General features: G+C 44.7%; 22 protein-coding genes. 18 read left to right on the top strand and 4 right to left on the bottom strand.

Annotation, left to right across the window (positions count from 1 at the left end):
• Positions 1-690 precede the first annotated feature (690 nt).
• Positions 691-1,440 (bottom strand): IS21-like element helper ATPase IstB, encoded by a 750-nt coding sequence (gene istB, locus KOE27_RS17785; RefSeq protein WP_215236847.1) that lies wholly within the window; start codon positions 1,438-1,440, stop codon positions 691-693.
• A gap of 21 nt (positions 1,441-1,461) precedes the next feature.
• The gene (gene istA / locus KOE27_RS17780) at positions 1,462-3,012 is read right to left on the bottom strand and encodes an IS21 family transposase (protein WP_215236846.1); all 1,551 of its coding nucleotides are present in this window, start codon (positions 3,010-3,012) and stop codon (positions 1,462-1,464) included.
• 108 nt (positions 3,013-3,120) lie between these two features.
• On the opposite strand from istA, the gene KOE27_RS17775 reads away from it, so the two are divergent.
• The 4 genes from KOE27_RS17775 to KOE27_RS29865 all read left to right on the top strand — a co-directional run bounded on the left by KOE27_RS17775 (position 3,121) and on the right by KOE27_RS29865 (position 6,969).
• Complete coding sequence (locus KOE27_RS17775) at positions 3,121-4,251, top strand: PepSY-associated TM helix domain-containing protein (protein ID WP_215240170.1); 1,131 nt, start codon at positions 3,121-3,123, stop codon at positions 4,249-4,251.
• Positions 4,252-4,546: 295 nt separating this feature from the next.
• A complete protein-coding gene (locus KOE27_RS17770; protein WP_215240169.1) occupies positions 4,547-4,801 on the top strand; it encodes a hypothetical protein in 255 nt (84 codons plus the stop codon).
• Positions 4,802-5,161: 360 nt separating this feature from the next.
• On the top strand, positions 5,162-5,530 hold the full coding sequence (locus tag KOE27_RS29870) for an ArsA-related P-loop ATPase (RefSeq protein WP_255573829.1): 369 nt from the start codon (positions 5,162-5,164) through the stop codon (positions 5,528-5,530).
• Entirely contained in the window at positions 5,527-6,969 is a 1,443-nt protein-coding gene (locus KOE27_RS29865) for an ArsA-related P-loop ATPase (protein WP_310590079.1), read from the top strand. Before KOE27_RS29870 ends, KOE27_RS29865 begins: the two co-directional genes overlap by 4 nt.
• A gap of 766 nt (positions 6,970-7,735) precedes the next feature.
• Here the strand turns inward: KOE27_RS29865 and KOE27_RS17755 are convergent.
• Both KOE27_RS17755 and KOE27_RS17750 read right to left on the bottom strand, forming a co-directional pair.
• Complete coding sequence (locus KOE27_RS17755) at positions 7,736-8,041, bottom strand: rhodanese-like domain-containing protein (protein WP_215240167.1); 306 nt, start codon at positions 8,039-8,041, stop codon at positions 7,736-7,738.
• A gap of 227 nt (positions 8,042-8,268) precedes the next feature.
• Positions 8,269-9,690, bottom strand: a complete 1,422-nt coding sequence (locus KOE27_RS17750) for an MBL fold metallo-hydrolase (protein WP_215240166.1) — start codon at positions 9,688-9,690, stop codon at positions 8,269-8,271.
• Between the two features lie 302 nt (positions 9,691-9,992).
• On the opposite strand from KOE27_RS17750, the gene KOE27_RS17745 reads away from it, so the two are divergent.
• From KOE27_RS17745 to KOE27_RS17680, 14 genes are all read left to right on the top strand, one after another.
• Positions 9,993-10,862, top strand: coding sequence for an AraC family transcriptional regulator (locus KOE27_RS17745; RefSeq protein ID WP_215240165.1), 870 nt, complete (start codon positions 9,993-9,995; stop codon positions 10,860-10,862).
• A gap of 96 nt (positions 10,863-10,958) precedes the next feature.
• Positions 10,959-12,827: a cytochrome c oxidase subunit I gene (locus KOE27_RS17740; protein ID WP_215240164.1), complete on the top strand. Its 1,869-nt coding sequence runs from the start codon at positions 10,959-10,961 to the stop codon at positions 12,825-12,827.
• A gap of 168 nt (positions 12,828-12,995) precedes the next feature.
• A complete protein-coding gene (locus KOE27_RS17735) occupies positions 12,996-13,790 on the top strand; it encodes a sulfite exporter TauE/SafE family protein (protein ID WP_215240163.1) in 795 nt (264 codons plus the stop codon).
• Between the two features lie 5 nt (positions 13,791-13,795).
• A complete protein-coding gene (locus KOE27_RS17730) occupies positions 13,796-14,245 on the top strand; it encodes a methyltransferase family protein (RefSeq protein WP_215240162.1) in 450 nt (149 codons plus the stop codon).
• 25 nt (positions 14,246-14,270) lie between these two features.
• Complete coding sequence (locus tag KOE27_RS17725) at positions 14,271-14,828, top strand: YeeE/YedE family protein (protein ID WP_215240161.1); 558 nt, start codon at positions 14,271-14,273, stop codon at positions 14,826-14,828.
• Positions 14,829-14,832: 4 nt separating this feature from the next.
• On the top strand, positions 14,833-15,246 hold the full coding sequence (locus KOE27_RS17720) for a DUF6691 family protein (protein ID WP_215240160.1): 414 nt from the start codon (positions 14,833-14,835) through the stop codon (positions 15,244-15,246).
• A gap of 129 nt (positions 15,247-15,375) precedes the next feature.
• Positions 15,376-15,582 (top strand): YgaP family membrane protein, encoded by a 207-nt coding sequence (locus KOE27_RS17715; protein ID WP_131960015.1) that lies wholly within the window; start codon positions 15,376-15,378, stop codon positions 15,580-15,582.
• Position 15,583: 1 nt separating this feature from the next.
• Positions 15,584-16,795, top strand: coding sequence for an NAD(P)/FAD-dependent oxidoreductase (locus tag KOE27_RS17710; RefSeq protein ID WP_310590070.1), 1,212 nt, complete (start codon positions 15,584-15,586; stop codon positions 16,793-16,795).
• 19 nt (positions 16,796-16,814) lie between these two features.
• Complete coding sequence (locus KOE27_RS17705) at positions 16,815-18,173, top strand: MBL fold metallo-hydrolase (protein WP_215240159.1); 1,359 nt, start codon at positions 16,815-16,817, stop codon at positions 18,171-18,173.
• A 661-nt stretch (positions 18,174-18,834) separates the two neighbouring features.
• A complete protein-coding gene (locus tag KOE27_RS17700; RefSeq protein WP_215240158.1) occupies positions 18,835-20,217 on the top strand; it encodes a TolC family protein in 1,383 nt (460 codons plus the stop codon).
• A 47-nt stretch (positions 20,218-20,264) separates the two neighbouring features.
• A complete protein-coding gene (locus KOE27_RS17695; RefSeq protein WP_229252820.1) occupies positions 20,265-23,393 on the top strand; it encodes an efflux RND transporter permease subunit in 3,129 nt (1,042 codons plus the stop codon).
• 11 nt (positions 23,394-23,404) lie between these two features.
• Positions 23,405-24,508 carry an efflux RND transporter periplasmic adaptor subunit gene (locus tag KOE27_RS17690; protein WP_215240156.1) on the top strand — a complete coding sequence of 368 codons (1,104 nt, stop codon included), beginning with the start codon at positions 23,405-23,407 and terminating at the stop codon, positions 24,506-24,508.
• Between the two features lie 25 nt (positions 24,509-24,533).
• Positions 24,534-25,115 carry a TlpA family protein disulfide reductase gene (locus tag KOE27_RS17685; RefSeq protein ID WP_215240155.1) on the top strand — a complete coding sequence of 194 codons (582 nt, stop codon included), beginning with the start codon at positions 24,534-24,536 and terminating at the stop codon, positions 25,113-25,115.
• Between the two features lie 105 nt (positions 25,116-25,220).
• Positions 25,221-26,228, top strand: a complete 1,008-nt coding sequence (locus KOE27_RS17680) for a c-type cytochrome (RefSeq protein ID WP_229252819.1) — start codon at positions 25,221-25,223, stop codon at positions 26,226-26,228.
• Positions 26,229-26,250 lie beyond the last annotated feature (22 nt).

Here is a 26,250-nt window from a genome sequence, read left to right as displayed (position 1 = left end):
CACGGCTAACAGCCCACCGCATAGGCCGCTCTGCTATTTCGAAAATCTGACTGTAAAATGGTTCAACAATTATGAATAATGATATTCTTAAACTTGATCCACTATACTTTTAATTTAACCCATTAATCAGTAATTTCTGTGAAACCTACTTTTGACTATAATTTCAATGAATTGATATTTTCATTTCAACCAACCTAATCGATATTCTCAAATATCAATTTTAAGATTTAATGGTTTTAATATTCTATTTGCCATGTTTACTGAATTATCCCATGAGCCGCAACATTCGGGACTTAGTGCAATAGTTATTATGTCAAATTTATCTTTGTTTTTCAAAAGCCATCCCGAAAAATAATCAATCAATTCTACGCTAAATAATTCAATGGTTGAGCGGTAATCTCGCATGAAAAAGTAGTCAATATCCAAGTTCAAAATTTTCCTGTTCTCATATTTATCCCACGGTGTCGAATCTAAATCCCAGATATTAAGTTCCTTAAATTCAAGGTTGCCAGGTACGGATAAATCTCCAATACCCTGAGTAACTGATATAAATTCATTTATTAGATTGGGTGGGTATTTCGGAGAAGTTGACCACCTGATTCCGTGGCAAATTGACCACCTAATTAACTGGCGGCCGGTAGTAGAAAATGCTAGTAGAAGCGATTCAAAATTAGTAAATAAAAGTTATAATTATTCGTAGCTGGTTTCGAGCTCCGTTTTTCGTTTTCTTCTCATTGATTCCCCCTTTAATTCAACCCGGTGTGCATCATGTACTATACGATCTAAAATGGCATCAGCAATGGTTTTTTCTCCTATTACTTCATGCCATTTGCTAACAGGCAACTGAGAAGTAATTATCAGGGATGTTTTTCCGTGCCTGTCTTCTATGATTTCCATCAGTGCTGCCCGGCTCTGGGCATCGAACGGCTGGATACCAAAGTCGTCCAGGATAAGAAGTTGTTGCCGTTCTATTTTTGTAATTTCTTTGATATAGGATCCATCCGCCTTGGCCATTTTGAGTTTGGCAAACAATTTGGGAGTACTGGCATACATTACGCGGTAGCCAAGTATACATGCCTGATGACCAATCGCAGATGCTACATAGCTTTTACCGATTCCGGTACTGCCTGTGATCAGTAGGTTTTCATTTCGGCCAATAAAGGAGCATTCTGCTAGGCGCATGATCTGATTACGGTCAATACTTCTATCAGCATGATAGTGGATATTTTCGACCATGGCCTTATAGCGGAACCGTGCGTACAAGATCTGGCGTTCGACCCGACGGTTATTTCTGTCATCCCATTCAGCGTCAACTAGATGAGCTAAAAGCTCATCCGCCGTGTAATCATTAGTCTTTCCACTTTCCAGGCTACTTTTAAAGGCATGGAACATGCCGTAAAATTTTAGCTTGCGTAACTTTTCCAAAGTGTTTGTGTTCATTTTTATTAATTGTTTAAAGGATTATTGATAATAGTCTTCGCCTCTGATATTATCGTGTTTGGGCATGGGTAATTCGTCTGCAAACAGGCTGTCTTCATATTGATCCATATTTTTTTCCAGTATAGTCTGGATTGTTTTATAGTTGTAGATACCATAGCTTAAAGCCCTTTGGCACGCGCTGATCAGGCGTTGTTCACCAGCTTTCTTCGCAAAAGAGAGGATACCAATACAGGAGCGGTAGGCCTGTTCGGGATGCTGTTTGCGATCCAGGATTTTAAGAATATACAACCTGACATCTTCATGGATCGAGGAAGCCCACTCCAAGAATCGATCTGGTGTCCAGTCTGTTACGAAGCGGTGTGTACTGGCCAGATGTTCTTTATCGGTAGAATAATTATAGGGACTTTTAAGCCTTTTATGAAGGGCGATACGTTCGTAATGATAATATGCTTCAACCACAGAATTGGAATACAACAACTTGACTTTCTTGCCGATAAACCGGTATGGGACACTATAATAGTGCTTGTCAACGCTCAGGCAGACATGTCCGTTCTTCATTACAGTGGCATGTAGCTGTTTTTTGAACTCATAATGCAGGATCGGAAGCGGGGCCAGAGCACTGCGCTCAATTTCTTCAAACTGGAGTCTGCGACTGTAATTACGGCCCCGAAGCAGTTGGTTATTATGAGCCTCGAGAGCAATCAATATAGCTGCGTTTAACTCTGTCAGTGAGTTGTAAACCTGCTTTCTTAAAGGCGCATAAATACGGCTGTAAACGATTTTGACAGCACCTTCCACCAACGCCTTATCTCTTGGCCGGTAAGCGCGTGCAGGTAATATCGTAGTCCCATAATGATCAGCAAAATCGGCAAAGGCCTCGTTCAGCGTAGGTTCGTATTTATTGCTTTTTATAACAGCAGCTTTAAGGTTATCCGGAACAATTGCTGCCGGCACACCACCGATATAATGAAGTGCATTCTCGCAAGCTGCGATCAGATCTTCTTTTTGCTGGCTACTGACTGCTTCCACGTAAGTGAGTTGACTCGCTCCCAGGATAGCCACAAACACTTCAACCTCAGTTAATTCACCAGTCTCTTTATCTACAATACTTAATTTAACACCTGCAAAATCGATGTACAGCTTATCGCCGGCCTTATGGTCCTGATGCATCACAGGGTTAACGCGGGCCTTCCATTTGGTCAGATGAAAGCAAAACTGGGTATAAGCAAATCCTTCCGGAAATTCCTTTTTATAGGCTTCCCAAAGCATATGACGGGTAACACCTGTCCGTTTTAATTCTTTGTCTATTTGCGGAAAACAACGTTGCAGATTCAACAATCTGTCTTGCGGTGGCTGCTGTTTAACCGTTCCGAAAAAGTCATCCAGCTCTTTATCATTCAGGCTGTTGATCTGTTCAAAGGTAAGTCCGCTCGCATCAAAAGTGGTCATGTACTTCTTAGCGGTATTGCGGGAAACACCTGTCTGTTCCGCTATCCAGAGCTTGCTGCGGCCCTGGCTGTACATCCGTAAAATCTGTCTTATTTTGCTCATGCTGATTGTCGAATTGGCCATACCTTTTACACGATTGGTTCGTGCCAAAAATATGGTTGATTCTACAGCATTTTCTAATCTCTCAGGTGGTCAGTTTACTCCGGAATCAGGTGGTCAGTTTGATCCGAAATGGGGTGGTCAATTTCGCCCGGAACAGGTGGTCAGTTTAAACCGAATTGGGGTGGTCAGTTTCACCGAATTTTCCACATATTAGGCCTGGTGATTGCGGTGGTGAGTATTACAGGGAGCATTATCGTCTACAAGCCTGAAATTGAAAAAGCGATGATCTCGGAAATTTCCCTCGTTAGCCCGCTTGCCAATACAGTGTCACTTGATACACTATACCAGATGGTGCAGCGCAGCAGGCCAAAGGATAAAATACAAAGTGTGGCCATGTACGGTGGACCAACAGCTGCATGGAACTTCCGGTGCGTACCAAAAGATGGCGGCAGGATGCAGGTTTACGTAGATCAGTACCGCGGAAAAATCCTGGGGGAAGTTGACTTTTCAGATTCCTGGTACCAGTGGATCTATGACTTGCATGCAGATTTGTTGGGTGGGAAAAATGGAAGGGTTGTCAATGGTATCATCGGGCTGCTCTTCGGGATGATCTGCCTGACAGGCCTTGTGATCTGGTGGCCAGGAGCACCAAGGGTCAAGCATGGTTTTACTTATCACAAAGCGGGTTCGTGGAAGTCAAAAAATTATGATGTTCACAAACTGGCAGGTTTTTACGGTAGCCTGTTGCTGATCCTGGTCACAGTTACAGGTGCCTATTTTCCCTTTAAGCAGCAGTATAATAACATTGCCGCAGCAATAACTGGTACAGCCCACACAATCCCAAGCCCAAAAATTGCCAGGCCCGACACGCTTGCCAGCATAGCATCTTTTGAAACTGTGTACCGGAATGCAACCAGGGCAGCTGCTGACGCTGAAAATAGCCTGCTTCGTTTTCCGCAGAAACCCGAAGAAAACTTTTCAATGCGAAAGCTCAGAAAGGGCGACTGGGGAAGGATCGGGGATACTTTTGTTTATCTGCATCACAATTCTGGTCAGGTAATCAGTGTAAGGCTATGGGATAAACTGCCAGCAGGGGTGAAGTTGATTGAAAGTATGTTCCCCCTACATTTTGGGACATTTGGAGGACATTTCACCAGGATATTATGGGTCATTTTAGGGCTATTGCCAGGCGTGCTTTATTATACCGGATTTGTAATCTGGTGGAATAAACTCGTCAAGAAACAACGTAATATCACGTAAAAATATTTAGTTTTCATTGAGACAATACTTTGGGATATCTAACCAAACATACAATTTTCCAGCTGCTTCATCAAACGCCTTTACAGTGGAAGGTATGCTTGTGGTTTTGATCGGGTCCTTACTGATGGATGCCTGACCTGATTGGTCACTGGTTGAAATTACTGCCGCAGCTGACGGTTTTCTTAGCTTCAGGCGGATTTGCTCACTTTTGATTTCGCCTTTTGCAGGTTGGTCAGCAGATCGTTACGGACTTCCTAACATCTACTCAGGCTCTATTCTACTAATTTGCCTGGGTTTGCTGCTTGCGACAAACGGCTGGGTGCTGAGTGGATTGATCTTAGTATTTACGTTTTATAATGTTAATTCGTCCCTGGCCGCTGGCGCGGCATCCGTTGGGAAAGCCGACGTAACGCGCGCAGTTTCAAATAATGCAACTTTCAGGGATGCGGGTTCTGCTTTCGGAGCGTTGGCTGGTGGGTTTCTGCTAGCTTATGATCACCTCGATCTGATATTTACCTTGCTCAGTTCCATCCTTATATTACTTACCTAGATTTATCACAGGCAGGCGAAAACATCGCTCGTATAGGATTGTCTAAAATTTTGCCTGGGTTGAAGCTTCAATTTGCCTCCGGTCAAATTTATTCATAGAACGTCAGTAAGTTCTGGTGATGGGATTCAACCTCATTTTCCAGCTTTCGTCTGATGCTGCCCAAAGGTGGATCTGGATTTGATCCGCATACTTTGAAGCCTTTGGCTTGTTTTAGTGAGTTCTAGATGATTATTGTCATCGATAGAATTGATAATCAGCACATATTCTTCGGTTAATGCCTGGTATATTTATGGTGCCCGGTTGAAACTTATCAGTTGGAGATTCGCCAAAGCAGCAACTGATAAGCCGCCCCGCCAGATTATGACACAAAGTTCAATGCCAAAAATGACAGACAAGATCACACCATACCAGGTTTTTACGGGTAAAGGCGGAGTAGGTAAGACCTCTCTTTCTTGTGCCACAGCAGTTAAGCTAGCCGACGAAGGCAGAAAAGTGCTTTTGGTAAGCACGGATCCCGCATCCAATCTCGAAGACGTCCTGGAAAGCAAGGTCTATGACAAAATCAGTCCGGTGAATGGAATAGAAAATCTTTTTGCCATCAATATCTATCCGCAGGTTTCGGCGGAAGAGTATAGGGGCAGGGTTACCGGGCCATTAAAAGAGATTCTGTCTGAAACCGAGATCAAAAAGATCAACGAAGGACTCTCGGTGCCTGCACAACAGAAATAGCTTCATTTGCCGAGTTTTCCAGATTTATATCCGGAGAATCCGAAGGCGGTAACTTTGATGTGATCATCTTTGATACCGCGCCAACAGGGCATACATTGATATTACTCGAACTACCGGGCGCCTGGGCAGATTTTACTTCGGAAAATCCGGACGGTGCTTCTTGTCTGGGTCCTTCTTTCGCCCTCAAAAGCAATCAGCAGCGATATAACAAAGTAGTAAGCCGCCTTCGGGATTCGGCCCAAACGACTTTTTACCTGGTATCCCGGGCAGAAGGGTCGTCGCTTAAAGAAGCCGCCCGCTCGAGCGAGGAATTAAACGAGCTGGGGATGAAAAATCAAAGGCTGTATATAAACGGGCTTTTTAAAGCTTTGGATAAAGGTGACCTGTTTTCGCTGAAAGTTCAGGCCCTGGCAGACGAGCAGCTTAGCGCCATTCCTGCGTATCTTCGGAAGCTGCCACTGGAAACATTTCCGTTACTGCCTTATAACGTATTGGGTATTGAAAAACTCAGGTCACTGCTGCATCCCGAGCTCCAAAAACAGATTTTAGGTGCATTGATAAACAAGGAAGCAAAATTTGATCCGGGTCTGGCTGGCCTGGATGATTTAGTAAAACAAATTACCGATCATCAAAACCATGGGCTGATCATGACCATGGGGAAAGGCGGTGTAGGAAAAACGATCGCTGCATCTGCAATCGCTGTTTTACTGGCCAGAAAAGGATTTGAGGTTCATCTGACAACCACAGATCCTGCGGCACATGTTCAGGATTTCATCAATCAACTTAGTGATTTACCTGATCATTTAACGATAGACCGTATTGATCCAAAAGTGGAAACGCAGCGGTATATTGATAAGGTTCTTTCTCAAAAAGACGAAAAAATGGATGATGAAGGCAAAAAACTTTTGCTTGAGGATCTCAAATCTGCCTATACCGAAGAAGTTGCGGTTTTCCATGCTTTTTCAAAAGTCATTAATGATGCAAAACGAAAATTTGTGGTCATGGATACTGCCCCGACCGGACATACGCTGCTCTTACTGGACACTGCCGGAAGTTACCACAGGGAAGTTTTGCGGAACACGACTCTGAATGCAAGCCGAATCAAAACCCCTTATATGGCTTTGCAGGACCATGAACTATCGAAGGTATTATTGATTTCGTTACCGGAGACCACGCCCATGCGGGAAGCGGCTTCCTTGCAGGAGGACCTCAAAAGGGCCGGTATCGTCCCCTATGCATGGATAATCAATCAAAGCCTTTCAATGCTGCCAGCTATAACCGACCCATTGCTCAGAAGCCGCGCCGCTGCCGAAGTAGAAATAATTCAAAAGATAGAAAACACCCTGGCTGAAAACACCTTCGGGATACCTTTTATACCTGAGAAAAACCTGCTCCCGGCATTACATGATATGCATACCACGGTTTTAAATCAAACCTGAATAAGGTTCCGGCATCAGTTAATCTACTTTTTATCAACAACTTCTGCGAGCGGCTGTCCTGTTGTGCCGTTCGGATTGGAGAATTCGGAGCCATTGATCACGTCAATTTGGAAATTAAGATCATATAATTTCGGGCGGAATTGATAAGGCTAAATGATTGATTAGTTGCATAGTAACTCCGAAAAGAATAAAACAGGTTGTGGTCAATCTGCTACGGAATCCAGTAGTCAAGCTATCCGAATCCTCCACTATGGATCACTAATGCACCATATCGTACACAAAGCTTACAAAAAAATGGTGCTCGTTTTGTTTTTACCTGATCAAGTATTTTAGTAACTCGATGACGATAATCAAACTGTTTTTGAGGACAATATAAATTGTAAAGCAGGTAGTTTAGAAATTGTAACTAAAGTCTTCATTCCAGTGATTTAAAATAGGTTGAAGAGCAGGGTCGGATAAAAGGAAACAACCGAGGGTGAGAATCCCTGCTGAGTCTTGTATCAACCAGATTAGTAGCGTTTTTAGTTAAAGACGAGCATATTATTGGATTACGTCGTTTTGGGGGTAGGGAAATAATGGGAGGGTTAATTTATTGATTTTGAGTTAGTAATTAGGTTGGAATCCCTCTCTGAAATTATCCTCGTTGGCTCCAATGTTGTAATATAAATTATGTGATATGACTGGCTTCATGGTACAGTAAAGCCGTTGGGTGGCCCGGAGACAGACGGGCCACGGGGGATTATTTCGTTATCACATACTTTGCTGTTTAGATTTTTTGTTTGAGACTGTCCCAAGCGCCGCCATTGTGTGCATCAACACCAGCTGATTTAAGTATGTCCGCTGCCATGCCACTTCTTGTTCCACTACGACAACAGGTGATCACCGGCTTTGCTTTTTTTAGCAGCATATCTGCTTTTGCTCCGATCTGATCCAGTGGAATATTGGTACTTCCCGGGATATGACCGCTGGCAAACTCCTGCGGGGAGCGAACGTCAACTAGGAGAGCACCTTGCTGTATCAGTGTCTTGTAGTCTGTATTTTTTAATCCGAATAATGATGATAGGATTCCCATATTTTTTTTAGTAGTTATCCGCTGAATCAGGTAAAGCGGGCAATAATTTATCAATCAAGTCAAAAGTGAAACGGCCAGGGGCTCAATCCAAGGGATTCCCGTTATGGCTGATGTTACACCTGTAAAATGTAACACCGCAGCAGCATCGTGAATAGCCAATGGATGTTTTATCCGTATTTCCAAAATTTAACTTTGTTACACCTGTATTTAACTTTTTTAATTAATCATTACAACATTGTACTTGCACATACGTACTCGCTTATCTTCACAAGACCGGCCTCCTTGATGGCCTTAAAACCGCCCTGTACATCAATCAGATGGTCGTATCCTCTGGATTTGAGAATGGAATTGAAAATCATTGAGCGGTAGCCTCCTGCACAGTGGACCAGATAGGTTTTATCCTTGCTGATCTCCGTGAAGTGATCATTCAGATAATCCAATGGTATATTTTCCGAGCCGACTACATGCTCAGAAAAATGCTCACTTGCCTTACGTACATCAAGCACAGTCAGGGAAGGGTTATTTTTTATCCGCTCCGCCATTTCAGTGGCAGTGACGGACTCGATCTGATCGATTTCCTTCCCCGCATTTTTCCAGGCTTCAAAACCACCTTTCAGATGCCCGATCGTGTAATCATACCCAACGCGAGCCAATCTGGTGACCACCTCTTCTTCCCGGCCTTCGTCGGTGATTACCAGTATTTTCTGTTTGATATCAGGAATCATCGCACCAACCCAGGGAGCAAAATTTCCGTCAATGCCGATATTAATTGAATTTGGGATAAAACCCTGGGCGAACATCCGCGCTTCGCGGGTATCAAGCATAACTGCATCAGTTTCGTTGGCGGCAACCTCAAAGGCATCAGGATTAAGCGCATGGTTTCCGCGTTCGAGTACTGTGTCAATACTGTCATATCCCCGGATGTTCATCATTACGTTTTCCGGGAAATACGCAGGCGGCGGCATCAGCCCATCAGTTATTTCTTTTACAAACTCCTGTTCAGTCATATCAGCACGTAAAGCATAATTAAACAACTTTTGGTTGCCCAGCGTATCGGTTGTTTCTTTGCTCATATTTTTACCACATGCACTACCGGCGCCATGCGCAGGATATACAATGATATCGTCGTGAAGAGGCATGATTTTGGTCCGCAGGGAAGTAAATAAATGCCTGGCCAGTTTGTCCTGGGTTAGCTCTGCCACTACTTTTTGTGCCAGATCTGGGCGTCCTACATCTCCTATAAATAAAGTATCACCTGTGAAAATGGCTGTATCTTTTCCGTTTTCATCAGTGAGCAAAAAACAGGTGCTTTCCATCGTGTGACCGGGAGTATGCAGAACTTTTAGCGTAATATTACCAACTTTCAATATTTCGCCATCCTGAGCCACATGGGCTGCAAAAGCTGGTTTAGCAGTTGGTCCAAATACAATCTCTGCACCGGTTTTCTCTGCCAGATCAATGTGACCAGAAACAAAATCAGCATGGAAGTGCGTTTCAAGCACATACTTGATCCGGGCCCCATCTTTTTCGGCACGGGTAATATAAGGTTCTACTTCGCGAAGCGGGTCAATCACGACTGCCTCTCCATTGCTTTCAATATAATATGCGCCTTGTGCAAGGCAGCCTGTATAAATTTGTTCGATTCGCATAGCCTTTTTGATTTTGATTTTCTAAATGAACAATACAAATTTCGCAAGAAGTCAGAGCTCCGTCAGTGATAATTGTCACGTAGGGAAGAAATTCTTTACCCCAAACGAACCTTGCCGTTTATCGGCAGGTGATGCTCAAATAGCGCTATGTGCACATTCATCATTTTAAGGAGGATGTATTTATGGATAATGAGCCTTGTAACTAGCATTCAATGTGACAAAAGTCACGAACAATTACATCCCGGATACTATAATTTGCAATCTCACAGATACGGGCCACAAGCTACATCTTATGTTAGGATATGGAAAAATCAAAAAATAAGTTACCGGTATTTTGTCTTGGCATGTATCCTGCCTGCCGGGAGAACGAGCTATTTTATATGATTAAGCTTGAAGAATTGTCAAAAAGCGTAAAAGGTGTTGATCGGCCACATTCCCATTCTTTTTATATGCTGATGATTGTCCTGAATGGTTCTGGTAAGCACCATATCGATCTTCATAGCTATGATATTGAAAAAGGTCAGGTATATTTTCTGAGTCCGGGCCAGGTCCATAGCTGGGAACTGAGTGATGACATTGCAGGATACAGCCTCTTTTTTGAAAGTAATTTTCTTACCAATCAGTATCCTGAGCGCCTTTATACCTATTCTTTTTTTAATTCAAAGGGCTGGTCTCCGCTTATAGAGCTGGAAGATGAGGCGGAATTAATTTCACTATTGTTTCACCAGGCTTACAGTGAATTTGAAAACCATCAGGCGCGTAGAAATCAGGTTATTTTATCTTTCCTTAACATACTGTTGGAAAAGGCAGACCGTATCTATCTTAGACAATTTTCGGATCATACATACCTCCCGGGGCATGCGCTTGTGCAGCGTTACGAACAGGAAATTGATCGGCATTATCGAAGTCATAAAGAGGTAATGTACTATGCCGGACTTTTGAGTGTTTCGCCAAACCATCTTAATTTCCTTTGCAAGAGCGTCCTGGGTAAAACCGCAAGCCAGCTGATTTATGAAAGAATAGGAATGGAAGCGCAGCGCTTACTGGTTCATACCGGAGTAGCAATTAAAGAAGTTGCCACAGCGCTTAATTTTGAAGACCCGTCTTATTTTAACCGTTTTTTCAAAAAGCAGTTTGGTATGTCTCCTTCTGAGTTCAAACAAATTTCATGATATCGTTGATCTGTCCCGATGATGCCCTGATTTTACTATATGATCACGGTACTCTGCCAGGTAATTTTGACCTCTCTTTAACCGATAAGTCAAAAAATGGAGAATCCAGACAACATTCCCGTAAGTGCTCAGATAACAGATCACCAAATCGAACATAGCCAGAGCTTTTGGACGAAATATATTTTCAGCACAGACCATAAGGTCATTGCCAAGCAGTTCCTTTTTTCCGGAATTTTCTGGGCACTGATTGGAGGCGCTGCTTCTATGGTCATCAGACTCCAGTTAGGTTTTCCTACAATGAATCTGGGGTGGCTAAGACCAGTTTTAGGGAAATGGATTAGCGACGGCGGGAAACTTGATCCCTCTATGTATTTGGGACTGGTAACAATGCATGGAGCTATTATGATGTTTTTCGTTCTGACGGCAGGGTTGAGCGGGACATTCAGTAATCTTCTTATCCCGCTTCAAATCGGAGCACGCGACATGGCTTCCGGGTTTATGAACATGCTTTCCTACTGGTTTTTCTTTGCGGCCAGCGTTGTCTTATTTTCTTCTTTTTTTCTTCAGACAGGTCCCGCTATGGGAGGGTGGACGGTTTACCCACCTTTAAGCGCGATGCCGCAGGCCATTTCAGGCTCAGGCATGGGGATGTCTCTTTATCTTCTATCGTTCGCTCTCTTTGTGATTTCAACACTGTTGGGATCCATAAATTATATTACGACCGTCATAAATCTGAGAACAAGGGGAATGTCTTTTAATCGGTTACCGCTGACAATATGGTCTTTTTTAATTACGGCTGTTATAGGATTGATGTCCTTTCCTGTTTTGTTATCTGCGTTTTTACTTCTTTTCATGGACCGAAGTTTTGGGACAAGTTTTTTTCTTTCGGACATATATATCAATGGACAAGCATTACCTAATGTGGGAGGATCTCCGATATTGTATCAGCATTTGTTCTGGTTTCTTGGTCATCCCGAGGTTTATATTATTTTTCTGCCTGCACTTGGGCTTACGTCTGATATCATTGCGACCAATTCGCGAAAGCCGATTTTTGGGTACAGGGCGATGATCGCCTCGATGATGGCCATCATGTTTTTATCGTTTATTGTCTGGGCTCACCATATGTTTGTAACCGGGATGAACCCATTTCTTGGATCCGTATTCATGTTTCTGACACTTATCATCGCGGTCCCGTCCGCAGTTAAGGGATTCAATTACATTACGACGCTGTGGCGTGGGAATATTATTTTTACGCCAGCGATGTTATTTTCCATAGGCATGGTATCATTCCTGTTTTCGGGAGGTGTCACAGGTGCAATACTTGGAAACTCGGCACTGGACATACAGCTGCACGATACTTATTTTGTTGTAGCTCATTTTCACCTGATCATGGGGTCTGCGTCTTTCTTTGGCATGATGGCAGGTATCTATCACTGGTTCCCAAAGATGTTTGGCCGGATGATGAACAGAACACTGGGCCAGATTCATTTCTGGATTACTTTTGTTGGTGTCTACATGACTTTTATTCCGATGCATTATTTGGGCATAGCCGGATTTCCGCGCCGTTATTATGCATTTACCAGCTATGATTTCACGACCAAATTTGTTGATATGAATGCCTTTATCAGTGCGGCCGCCATTCTGACTTTTATAGCACAGTTTATTTTTCTGTTCAATTTTATCAAAAGCATCTTCCTGGGAAAGAAGGCATCGCTAAACCCATGGAACTCGAATACATTGGAGTGGACTACGCCATTGTTGCCAGGTCATGGAAACTGGCCTGGAAAAATTCCCTTTGTTTACCGTTGGCCGTACGATTATAGTAAGCCTGGCGCCGAGCAGGATTTTATCCCGCAAAACATCCCTTACTCTCAGACGCCAGGTTCAAACTTTCCTCATGAAAACGAGTTGATCAGCACACAGGAGCCGTTGATTACTAATTTTGTGACCAAAGAAAAACATTAGAGGTTGGTTTTATATTTTATTCGAGATATCCGGAGAGCACTTTTGTCGCCTTCGGATATTTTGTTTTATCCATGTTCTGGCGCGCCGGCTATAATAAATGGCCTATGTGACAAAAGTCACCTTATCGAAGCAGTGAAAGTCCTTGCTTTGCATGATTAAAATATTAATATGGAAATTTTAGCTTACGTAGCGTCGGTACTTATTGGAATTTCACTGGGCCTGATCGGCGGGGGAGGGTCAATTTTGACTGTACCGGTACTGGTGTACTTATTTGGGATCTCGCCACTTTTGTCGACGTCTTATTCGTTATTTATCGTAGGTTCAACGAGTCTGATAGGTGCATTCAATAGTTATAAAAAGGGGGCTGTAAGTGTGCGGACCGCACTTTTATTTGGCGTATCCTCCATAACGACTGTGTTTGTGACAAGAAAGTTTCTGATCCCGTTGATTCCAAAACAGCTGTTTAAAATTGGCGATTTTCAGGTAACTGAGCCGATCTTAACGATGATCCTGTTTGCATTATTGATGATGGGAGCCTCTTTTGGCATGATCAGCAGGGAGGTACAGAAAACACAGCACCCGGATAAAGCAGGCGATAACTATATCAGACTTTTTGTATTTGGTGTCGGAATCGGGTTGACGACAGGTCTTCTTGGTGCGGGTGGCGGTTTTTTATTGATCCCCACACTTGTCCTGCTTTTGGGGATGCCCATGAAAAAGGCAGTGGGTACCTCACTTTTGATCATTGCGTTAAATTCCTTAATCGGCTTTGCAGGAGATATCGGGCATTTTGAAATTGACTGGCCGTTTCTTCTGAGAATCACTGGAATTGCCATCGCTGGCATCCTGTTTGGTGGCATGATAAGTAAGTATATCAATTCAGATCAGCTGAAAAAAGGGTTCGGATGGTTCATACTGGTGATGGGAATCTATATTATTACACATGAGATCATAGCGCTGTAATCTGGATGAGAAAACTCAAAGATATGGTCTTTGTCAGCGTTCAACTTGTTTTGTTTGGGTTGTACACTTTTATGCCTTCTCTGCTGACATTTTCAGTGAACAGGGTTGGCGAAATTGCAGGAGGACTACTGGCACTGGCAGGTCTGATTGTAATACTCATATCGGTATATCAGATCAGAAGGAGCCTGACCCCTTTTCCGTCTCCTGTAAAAAACGGGCAACTTATCACCTCCGGATTATACCGGTACATACGCCACCCGATTTATTCAGGGATCATTATGGCCGCCGCCGGGTATGGACTTCATACCGCTGATACAATTAAAGTAATCATTGCCCTGTTTCTTTGGCTGCTTTTTTACTTTAAATCAAAATATGAAGAGAGAATGCTGATGGCTTTTTATGATGATTACAGCCGGTACAGCAGCGGCACCTACCGCTTTTTTCCATTTTTATAACCAATTTTCAAAAAACAAAAACAATATGTTAGAATTGATAAGACAACCCTGGCCGTGGTATATCTCTGGCTTTGCCATCAGTCTGATCATGGCCATGCTTTTATACTTTGGAAAATCCTTTGGGTTTTCTTCTAATCTGAGAACGATCTGTTCCATTTCCGGAGCGGGGCAGAAAGTCAAATTTTTTGATTTTAACTGGCGCAAGGAAATATGGAACCTGTTATTTTTAGTGGGGTCGGTTATCGGGGGCTACATTGTTTCCCAATGGTTAAGCACCCCCGATCCGATGCAATTGTCGGCCTCTACGATTAATGACCTGAAAGGGCTGGGGATTCACTTTGATGGCGGACTTAATCCCTCCCAGCTCTTTGGCAAGGATTTCGCCACATCTCCAAAAGGATTTTTCATCCTGCTGACCGGAGGCGCGCTCGTAGGTTTCGGCTCACGGTATGCCGGGGGCTGTACATCCGGACACGCCATCAGCGGGCTTTCTAATTTACAGGTTCCTTCCCTTGTTGCTGTGATTGGTTTTTTCATCGGAGGCCTCGTGATGACGTATTTTCTGTTCCCATTAATTTTCTAAGATTATGAAAGGTTTAAAATTTATTTTGACTGGTATTCTATTCGGGGTGATCATGGCCAAATCTGAGGCTGTTTCCTGGTACCGTATTCAGGAAATGTTCAGGTTCCAATCCTTTCAGATGTATGGGATCATTGGAACGGCAGTCGTATTAGGAACCATTTTTGTATTTCTGATCAAAAAATTCAACATCAAAGATTTCAGTGGGGAACCGATAGAATTTAAGGATAAAGACAAAAACTGGTCGCGTTATTTGATTGGCGGATCGATATTCGGATTGGGCTGGGCATTGACAGGGGCATGCCCGGGACCGATGTTTGTCAATCTGGGTTACGGTTACTGGCCGATGCTCATTGTTATTGCAGGAGCCCTTGGCGGAACTTATGCCTATGGAATTGTTAAAACATGGCTTCCACACTAAAAATAGCATAGTGAGATCTGGTTTTTATCGTATTATACTTTAAAAAATTTATATTGGCTTATGTGACATAAGTCACTGTTGAGCGATCAGACCGTTGGTAGATTTGGAGTATAAACTAATCCAACGACAATGAAAACGAACATGGGAGTATTTGACCGGGTTTTCCGCATACTGATTGCAGTCGCTATTTTGATTCTTTATTTCACCCATATCATTTCTGGTACCGTAGCGGTGGTTCTGCTGGTTGTGACCGGCATTTTTATCCTCACGAGCTTTATTGGTTTTTGCCCGTTATATAGAACATTCGGTCTTCACACCAACAAATCAAACGATTAATATGATGAAAAATCACTTTCAGATTTTGGTTGTCGGTGGTGGCAACGGGGGAATTTCAGTTGCAGCCCGGTTATTGAACCATGACAGTAAGCTCGATATCGGTATCATTGAACCGTCCGATAAACATTATTACCAGCCTGCGTGGACGCTTGTAGGTGGAGGGGCTTATGATATAAAAAAAACGGTCAGGGATCAGGCAGACTGCATTCCCGAAAAGGCGCATTGGATCAAAGACCGGGTTGTGACTTTTGAGCCGGACCAAAATGCACTTACCTGTGCGGATAGTGGTAGAATTACCTATGATTATCTGGTGGTAGCACCTGGTATTCAGCTGGACTGGGGCAAAATCAAGGGGCTCCAGGAGAATCTGGGTCAGTTTGGTGTATGCAGCAATTATACTTTTGCGTCTGCGCCCTATACCTGGCAGACATTACGCAGTATCAAGCGCCCGGTTAAGGCCATATTTACGGCACCCAATACACCGATAAAATGCGGCGGAGCTCCGCAAAAAATTATGTACCTGGCTGCGGATTACCTTAAAAAACAGGGTCTTCTATCAAAGTCTGAGGTGCACTTTTATAGTGGCGGTGGCGTAATATTCGGGGTGAAAAAATACGCTGATGTGCTAAATCAGGTGGTGGCAAATTACGGAATACATACGCATTTTAATCACAACCTGACTGAAATAGACGGCCGCAACCAGATGGCTTTTTTTGAAACCAGGGATCAGGACGGAGAAATCCGGCAGGTGGTCCAGAAATTTGATATGCTCCATGTAACGCCGCCGCAATCAGCACCTGATTTCATAAAAAACAGTCCTTTGGCAGTTATTGGTAACCCTCTTGGCTGGGTTGACCTGGATAAGGATACTTTGCAGCACAATCGTTTCAGGAACGTTTTTGGTCTGGGGGATGCAGGCAGTACACCTAATTCCAAAACCGGCGCAGCCATTCGTAAGCAGGCACCCGTTCTGGTCAAAAACCTGCTTGCGCTGATGCAGGGACAGGCATTGGGGCAGGTTTATACTGGGTATGGTTCTTGTCCGCTTGTTACCGGTTACGGAAAGCTGGTTCTGGCCGAATTCGACTATAATAACAATCCCATGGAAACCTTTCCATTTAATCAGGCTAAGGAAAGATATAGTATGTGGCTTCTGAAGACCAAAGTACTTCCATGGCTTTACTGGAATAAAATTTTAAAAGGAACAGCTTAATTGCAAAAAAGAGTATTTTATGAAGATCCAACAGTTTGAAGATAAATTTCTGGCGCATTACAGTTATGCCATTCTGAGCGAGTGTGAATCAAAAGTGGTATTGATCGATCCGGGGCGTAACCCGGAGCCGTATTATGATTTTGCAAAGCAGCATTATGCTGAGATTATTGCCGTTATAGAAACGCATTCCCATGCTGATTTTGTGAGTAGTCATCTGGAGATTGCTCAGACGACCTGTGCTGCCATTTATGCGAGTAAAAAAATCGAGGCTAAATATGAACTAACACCTTTTGACGAGGGAGATGTGCTGGCCTTTGGAAAGATTGTTTTGAAGGCCATCAACACGCCCGGCCATTCGGATGATAGTATATCGGTTCTTTTAGAGCATGATGGTAAACCCAAATATTTGTTCAGCGGGGACACCCTGTTCATTGGAGATTGTGGCCGACCGGATCTGAGAGAGTCTGGGGGAAACATGGACGCGCAAAGAGAAAAGCTGGCGGCCAAAATGTATTATTCACTTCGAGACAAACTGATGCTTTTGCCTGACGATGTGATCCTGTATCCGGCGCATGGAGCGGGCACTTTATGCGGAAAGGCTTTAAGTGATGCCGCCACCAGCACGATGGGGGAGCAAAAGGCAGGAAACTGGTCACTTCAACCCATGAGCGAAGAGGCTTTTGTAAAGGAGCTGACATCTGACCAGCCTTTTATCCCAGCCTATTTTCCTTTTGATGTTGAATTGAATAAAAAAGGGGCGTCCGGATTTGTTGATAGTACCGCTCAGGTAAAGGTTTCGGATTCAAAAACTGATCAGCTGGAAACTGGTATATGGATTGTAGACAGCCGCAGCCAGCAGGATTTTAAAAAGGGTCATCTGTCCGGATCGATCAATATCATGGATGCAGCCAAGTTTGAGACCTGGCTGGGAAGCATGATAGATCCTTCGGAGGAGTTTTATCTGGCTGCCCAGGATAGAGAAACCTTGGAGAGGCTTATAGGGCGCACGGCATCCATCGGGTACGAAACCAAAATCCGGGAAGCTTTTGTGTTAACAAGTGGAGAGCAAATCATGCAGCCCTTGGATCTGGAAAATTTTAAAGAAAACCAGGAACAGTATACGATTGTTGATATACGGAACGCCTCGGAAGTATCGGCGAATAAAATTTTCAGCAGTAGTCTCGCGATCCCACTGGCTGATTTAAGAAGCAGGATTGACGAAATACCTCTTGATAAACCCATCGCTGTGCACTGTGCGGGCGGATACCGAAGTGCGATCGGCAGTTCGTTGATCGCTTCTTTGGTCGGAGCGCATATCCCCGTATTTGACATCGGTGAGCACATTAAAGAATTTGATCAGCAGCCGGCAGCTCATTAACGGTAATATTTTTCAGGAATTTTTTCTGAAAAAACTATTTTGATTCACTAAAACCCGATCGTTTGCGTTAATAAGATTAAAGCAAACGGTCGGGCGGTGTAATCAGATACTTTTTCGTCTTGCATTATTAATCTTTTCAGTGAAACAATACGACAAAAAACATGAGATAAAGGGATGCAAGCCTGTCAGGGCGGTTATCTTTCTGTTTTTTGCTTTGTTTTTGTTGTCTAACTGTCAGGTCAAGAAAACGCTGAGTACTGCGCTTTTAAATCATTCGGGCGCAGGGCACACATCGGAAAGAATTGATAAGGGATTACCGGTTTCAGTAAAACTTTTAGAAAACGAGCCGTGTGCTTATCAAAAAGGCTCAGCGTATTCCGATCCGGATCTACATATGGTATCAGCGACTGTCACGCTGCCATCCGCTTCACTTTTTTTACTTTCCTATTTACCATTTCTGCTGATTTTTGACGGATTTTCAGGTGACAACCATGTCCCTTTGACAAATCTGTTTAAAGTTTTACCTGCCGCAAGCGGCAGTCCTATCTACATCAAAAACAGATATCTTCTGATTTGAGCCTTCTTGTTTTTCTGATTTAATACGCATGTCCGGGTTGTCTAAGCCCGTGCCTGTTGTCGTTACATTTTAAACAGATTAAATATGATAAGGCATAAGCTTTGTCTGTCAGGCCTTTTACTGGTGCTTGTCAGTTCTTCTTTGCATGCACAAACCGGTCTGAGACTCTCCGAAATCTGGGACATGACTCTTTCGGACTACCCTGTTATCGATTTGAAAGAGGCGCAATTGGAAGAGTCCCGGGTTGTAAAGCAGCTTACCAGAAATAATAACTTTTTGCCCTCCGTGCAATTGCAGCTCCAGAATTCTATGGGAAGCTACCAGAGCAGCAGCGGCTCCTTTTTTCCATTGCCGGGCGTGATCAACACCAATGGCAGGGCTTCCACGCTGCCCGGACAACCTGTGGCAGCTTTCAATACCTTCGGTTCGGTAGTGGCAGACTGGAAATTTTTTGAATTCGGCAGAAAAACTTTGGCCATGAAGGCCGCTGATCAGGGGATTGAGCGTGCAACAAGTGATCTGAATGCGCAGCAGCTGAAACTCAGAGCCCGGTCTACACAGCTGTATCTGAATATACTAAACAGTAAAGTTAATTTGATCTGGGCCTTGGAAAACGCAGCGCGGACAAAGCAGATTTTTGAATTGTCAGCAAGTTTATCAGCAGCCGGCTTAAAACCGGGGGCGGATAGTTCTCTGGCGCTTTCATCGTATCAGCAGACACTTTCTGCTCAGGAGCAGTGGACGGCAAAGCTTGGATCGGATCTGACGGAGCTGACAGCGCTTGCGCAGAAAGCCGATACTGCGCAGGGGCTGGCTTATGGACCCTACTTAAATGCTGCGACTTTCAGAGATGACCAGATTCAGATTAGCGCGAATCACCCGTATTTGCAGGTGCTGGAAAGTACTGTCGAATATGGCCGGACCCAGGCAGCACTGGCGGGTCGCCGGGGACTTCCGACGGTTTCAGCAATCGGAGGACTTGCCCTTAGAGGCAGTGGCATTGGGCCAGATGGGCTCGTCGACAACCGCCTGGCGGCAGGCTATAACAATGGGGCTGCGAATTATCTGGTGGGTCTTGCCGTAACTTTTAATATTACAGATGCATTTAACAGCAGTCTTGAAAGTAAACGTATAGCGCAGAAAGTCAGGGCTGATCAGGCAAGTTACACCATCCAGAAACTGGATCTGGAAACAAATTTGAGCTCGGTAACCAAGCGTATCGCGGGGCAAAAGAAGCAGATTGTCAACGTTACGGCAGCGGTTAAAAATGCCAGGCTTGCTTACGATCTGTATATGTCAAGATACGAAAGCGGACTGATCAGCCTGACCGAATTATTACAGATACAGTCCATTTTACAGCTGGCCGAAAAAAACAATATTGATGCCCATCAGCAGTTGTGGGAACAGATCCTGGTGGAATCAGAAGCGACCGGCGATTTTTCCTATCTGCAAAACCAATTTAATTAGATACTATGAACCTTATAAGGCTTGCTTTGCGAAGACCTTTATCAATAATGGTAGCTGTTATTGGTATTGCCTATTTTTCCTTCACAGCGATCAGAAAGATCAACGTGGATATTTTCCCGAGCGTCGAACTTCCGGTGATATACATTGCTATGCCCTATGGAGGGCTGTCGCCAGCCTATATGGATGGGTTTATGGCCAACGAGTTTCAGAAAGTCCTGATTTTTGTCAGCGGGGTAAAGGATATAGATTTTAAAAGTATTCAGGGATTTACGCTTATGAAGCTTACTTTTTACCCAGGTACAGATATGGCGCAGGCCTCGGGTGAGGTTTCCACGCAGGTATCCAGGGCGATGGGGTTTCTGCCACCGGGCGCGGTCCCTCCCCAGGTGGTGCGTTTTGATGGCAGCTCAATCCCGATCGGACAGCTGGTTTTTGAAAGTCCGCAAAGATCGATCACGGAACTTCAAACGATGGCTCTGACCAAGATCAGGCCTATGTTTGTTTCCATTCCGGGCGTAACTGCCCCCGCGCCATTCGGAGGAAATATCAGAACGATGGTCGTCAAGGTCAATGCGGATCTGATGCAGTCCTATGGGCTTTCAGCGGAAGAGGTGACAACAGCTATTGCAAAGAATAATTTTCCGGCGCCGGCAGGAAATATCCGGATCGGCAAACAGAATCTGATGAGCCCGCTCAACTCGATTGCCAACGATCCGCAGGAATTTCTGGATATACCCGTGCGAAAAGGCTCAGGCACTAACGTGTATGTCAAAGATATTGCCAGCGTGGAAGACGCGGCCGACATCACGACGGGTTATGCCATTATCAATGGAAAGCGTTCTGTGTATTTGCCTGTGATCAAAAAAGCAGATGCGTCTACGCTGAAAGTGGTGGAAAACCTGAAAGCGGCCGTACCCATGCTCAAAGCGGCATTGCCGGAAGATGTAGAAATACGTTACGTTTTTGACCAGTCGGGTTATATCGCGCGTTCGCTGGAAAATCTGATCCATGAAGGCATATTGGGTGCCCTTCTGACCGGACTGATGGTGTTTCTTTTTCTGGGTGATTCCCGCGGTTCGCTGATCGTGGTGATGACCATCCCGATCGCGATTCTCTCCGCGGTGATCATGCTATATATGCTCGGGCAGACGATCAATGTGATGACTTTGAGCGGACTTGCGCTGGCTATCGGAATACTGGTAGATGAAGCTACGGTAACCATTGAAAATATTCACCAGCATTTTGAAATGGATAAACCCAAGAAAAGGGCTATTCTGGATGCGCTGCTGGAAATATCGGTTCCAAAGCTTCTGATCCTGTTATGTATCCTGGCGGTTCTGATCCCTTCTTTTATGATGAGCGGCATTCCAAAGGATATGTTCATGCCGCTGTCGCTTGCAGTGGCTTTTGCAATGATTGCATCCTTTGTGGCTTCTCAAACCTTTGTGCCGATCATGGCCAACTGGCTAATGAAACCGGAAAATTTAAAAAGCCATAAAAAGGTAAGAGGAGCAAAGCGGGCACGGTTTGACTCTTTTAAGACCCGTTATTTATCGCTGACCCGGCGCTTGCAGGCGAGACCAACAGCGGTTATTATGGTTTATGTGATTCTGGTTGGCGTTATGGTAACGGGATCGTTTTTGACGGTCGGTACTGATATTCTGCCAGCTAGTAACAGCGGTGATATCCAGCTCAGGATTGTAGCCCCCGAGGGAAGCAGACTTGAAATGACTGAGGCGTATCTCAAAAAAGTGACCAGCATCATTAAGAATGAGCTTCCGGAAAAAGCCATTAAAATAAGCTCCGCTTTCGTAGGGCTTCAACCGTCCGCTACGGCCATTAATCCAATTTTCCTTTTTACAAGCGGATCGCACGAGGCTGTTTTACAGGTATCGATCGACCAAAGTATTTTCAAAGAGCCCATTGCCGGTCTGAAGGAGAAAATCAGAAATCAGGTAAAAAAGCAGTTTCCTGAGCTGAAAATCAATTTTGAACCCATGGAACTGGTCGAGAAGATCATGAGCCAGGGAGCTATGACACCGATACAGATCAAAGTAGCGGCGGGGCAGTTGAAAGCGGCGAATCAGTATGCGATGAAACTGAAAAGTGAGATGGGCAAAATACCTTTTCTGCGGGATATACGCATTGCTGAGCCAGTCAATTATCCGAGCGTAAAAATCAACGTGAACAGACAACTTGCAGCCCAGTTCGGGCTTACCATGGACGATGTTTCACGGGCGCTGGCGATCGCAACTTCATCCACCCGTTTTACAAATAAAAACCTTTGGGTCGATCCCAAATCGGGTCTGGTTTTCCAGGTGCAGGTACAGATTCCCGAATCGGATATGGGATCGCTGGACAAACTTCGGTCATTACCTCTTAAAGCAGGAGAGCCGCGTCCGGTACTGGAAGATGTTGCCACGCTGGAAATGGTCAAGCAGGCAGGACAGGTGAATCGTCAGGGAGCGAACCGGTATGTGACGATCCTGGCCAATACAGATCACAAAGATCTGGGCAGTGCGTCGGCAACGGTCAGAAAAGTTTTGGTGGATGCTGGTGATGCGCCCCGTGGCGTGATCATTTCGACCGAAGGTCTTATGCAGCTGCTGGATGAGACCATGTCAGGACTTCAGACGGGTCTGGTGGTTGCGGTCGTTGTTATTTTCCTGATGCTTACGGCGTATTATCAGTCCTTTAAAATCTCTGCGCTGATACTTGCGGTGGTGCCGGCTGTGATTGGAGGAAGTATCCTGATGCTTCTTTTATTTGGCAGCACGCTCAATCTGCAATCTTACATGGGCATAATTATGTCGGTGGGTGTGTCGGTTTCCAATGCGGTGCTTTTGATCAACCAGGCCGAATACAATAGACTGACCCTGGGTATGCAGGCCCGGCAGGCGGGACTTGCCGCAGCTTCTTCGCGCCTGCGGCCAATCGTGATGACAACCCTTGCCATGATTGCTGGTATGGTACCGATGGCTTCCGGAATGGGAGAAGGCGGCGAGCAGGTAGCCCCGTTAGGACAGGCTGTTATAGGAGGTCTGCTTTTATCCACACTGACTGTTCTTCTGGTGATGCCGCACCTGTTTACAAGCGTGATGCGCAAAGCAAGCAGGGATAGTCCATCGCTGGACCCGGATGATGTGGATGCCCAATTAATTGAACTTACTAAATGAATCAATCAAAAATGATGCGTATAAATAAAAATTCACTGGTTCTTTTTCTGGGCGCGCTGCTCAGCATGGGTATAAATGGCTGTGGCAGTAAACCAGAAACCGAAAATCAGGCTAAATCAGAAGTGAAAGGGCCTGCGGCAGTACAGGTGGTCATGCCCCTAGAAGACCAGCCCGACTACAAGCTGACGCTGCCCGGCGAGCTCAAACCATATGAACAGGTCAGCTTATTTGCAAAAATAAAAGGGTTTGTTAAAACTATTTCGGTGGATCGCGGAAGTCTTGTCAGAAAGGGACAGGTACTGGCTGTTTTGGAAGCACCCGAAGTTTCACAACGCTTTCAGTCTGCCAGATCGGATCAGCAGAAGTTTTACGAAGATTATATGCTAAGCCGTCAAATGTATGAAAGGATCTTAAAAGCTACCCGTAAGGATGGGTCGGTTGCAGCCATTGAGCTCGACAGGGCTAAAAGCAAATTAAGAAGCGACAGTGCTGCTTACCAGTCAGCTATATCCAATGCGCAATCATTGGGACAGCAAGAGCAATACTTAAAGATTATCGCGCCCTTCGACGGGGTTGTTGTGGAAAGGAATGTGTCCGTTGGAGCGCTGGTAGGTGAAAATAATACCATGCCGCTGCTGGTAGTTGCCCAGAACAAAAAGCTGAGATTAACCGTGGCAATCCCGGAAAAACATGCACAGTCGCTCGGGAAAAATACCAGAATCGATTTTACTGTTTCCAATCGCCCGGGAAAAATATTTCATTCGGTTTTGTCCAGAAAAAGCCAGGTTCTCGAGCAGCAGAACCGCTCGGTGACAGCAGAGTTTGATGTTGAGAATCAAGATGGATCGCTCGACGGTGGAGAATATGCTCAGGTGACCATGACCCTGCGGCGGCCCGATTCAACCTTATGGGTTCCTGCCAGTAGCGTGGTACATGCGCAGTCAGGTACCTTTGTGCTTGTCGTTGAAAACGACAGCGTAAAAAAAGTAGATGTTTCAGAAGGGACCCGAAAAGATTCACTTCAGGAAGTTTTTGGTTCCCTGACTAAAACAGATAAGGTTGTCAGAAGTGGGAATGAAGAGCTGCTGAATAGCGGGAAAGTTAAAGTCAATTAATGTACCTATTCAAATAAGATAAAATATGAAAAAGAAATGGTTTTCAGTATCCAATATCATTACGGCAGTGATGGTTGTATTTTTAGCTGCCATGGTCATAAGCCCTGAAGTAAAAGCATGGACAATCCAGGCGCTGATGAAGGTAGGCCTGTTCCAGCCCAAAATCGATAAACAGCCAGGTGAAGCTTCGGCTGAGGCTTTGCCGAATGTTTACTTCCGGAAGGGCGATGGAAAAACGGTTGATCTGGCCTCGCTGAAAGGAAAAGTCGTTTTTATGAATTTCTGGGCAACCTGGTGCCCGCCCTGTATTGCCGAAATGCCCTCGATCAATGCTTTGTATGGCAAATTCAAGGATAACGAAAATGTCGTCTTTTTAATGGTTGATGTGGATGGGAATTATCAGAATTCGGACAGCTTTATGAAAAAGCACCATTACGATTTGCAGGTCGTAAGTCCGGCTGGGGAGATACCGCCGGTGTTTATGCAGGGGGCTGTTCCTACCACGGTGATCCTGGATAAGGAAGGAAAAATGGTTTACCGTCAGGAAGGGGCAGCGGATTATAACAGTCCGGAGCTGGTGGATATGATCAGTAAGTTGGCTTTTTAGTGTTCTGTGACAGATGTCACCAATTTTCTTAGCTGATTGGGTGAAATTTAAAAAGCCAGTTCGGCTCGATTGATTCCTATAACATCTTAGATTAAAATGTAGATTATGAATAATTTACGAAAAAGTAAATCGCCCACCGCCAAATGGATAAACCGCACACTGATCATCTCTTTTTTAGGTATTTCCGTTTTCATTCTGATGTTTCCGGCCGTGTTTAGTTCAGGTAAGTTTGGGGGCAATCAGCTGAAAGCGCACACGCTGACAAGGCAGCAAACGCCTGCTATTCAGCAGACATCCGATACCGATGATATGAAATTGATCCTATATGGTAAAGATCTGATCGCCAACACATCCAAGTATTTGGGCCCGAAGGGCAGCGTCATGCACATTTCGAATGGGATGAACTGCCAGAATTGTCATCTGGATGCAGGGACAAGGCCAATGGGCAATAACTATTCGGCCGTTTACTCAACCTATCCTAGGTACCGTGCCAGATCAGCAGGCACAGAGACAATCGTGAAGCGGATTTCGGATTGCTTTGAAAGAAGTCTGAACGGCAGAAAGCCTGATAGCTCCAGTAGAGAAATGAAGGCCATGGTGGCTTATATGAAATGGGTAGGGAGGGGCGTACCGAAAGGGCGTGCTCCCAAAGGTGCCGGAATGACTAAACTTGCTTATCTTGACCGGGCGGCCAACCCGAATACGGGTAGCATGCTTTATCAGGAAAAGTGTGCGGTTTGCCATGGGGTAAAAGGGCAAGGCATCATCAATCCGGATGGAAAGTCTTTTATCTATCCGCCTCTTTGGGGCGCCAGAAGTTACAACGATGGGGCAGGGCTATATAGAATTTCGACCTTTGCTGGTTTTGTGAAAGACAATATGCCGTTCGGTGCCAGTCATGACAACCCTATTCTGACTGATGAGCAGGCCTGGGATCTGGCCGCATTTGTAAACGCGCAGCCGCGTCCTCACAAAGATCAGAGACTGGACTGGAAGAATATTTCTGAGAAACCAATAGATTTTCCGTTTGGGCCCTACTCGGATGGATTCTCAGAAAATCAGCATAAATATGGTCCATTCAAGCCCATTGCAGCAGTCAGAACAGTTAAATAACTAATATTTCAATCTAAAATAA

The sequence above is a fragment of the Dyadobacter sp. CECT 9275 genome (genome assembly GCF_907164905.1).
Taxonomy (GTDB): domain Bacteria; phylum Bacteroidota; class Bacteroidia; order Cytophagales; family Spirosomataceae; genus Dyadobacter; species Dyadobacter helix.
This window is presented reverse-complemented; position numbering and strand designations above follow the sequence as displayed.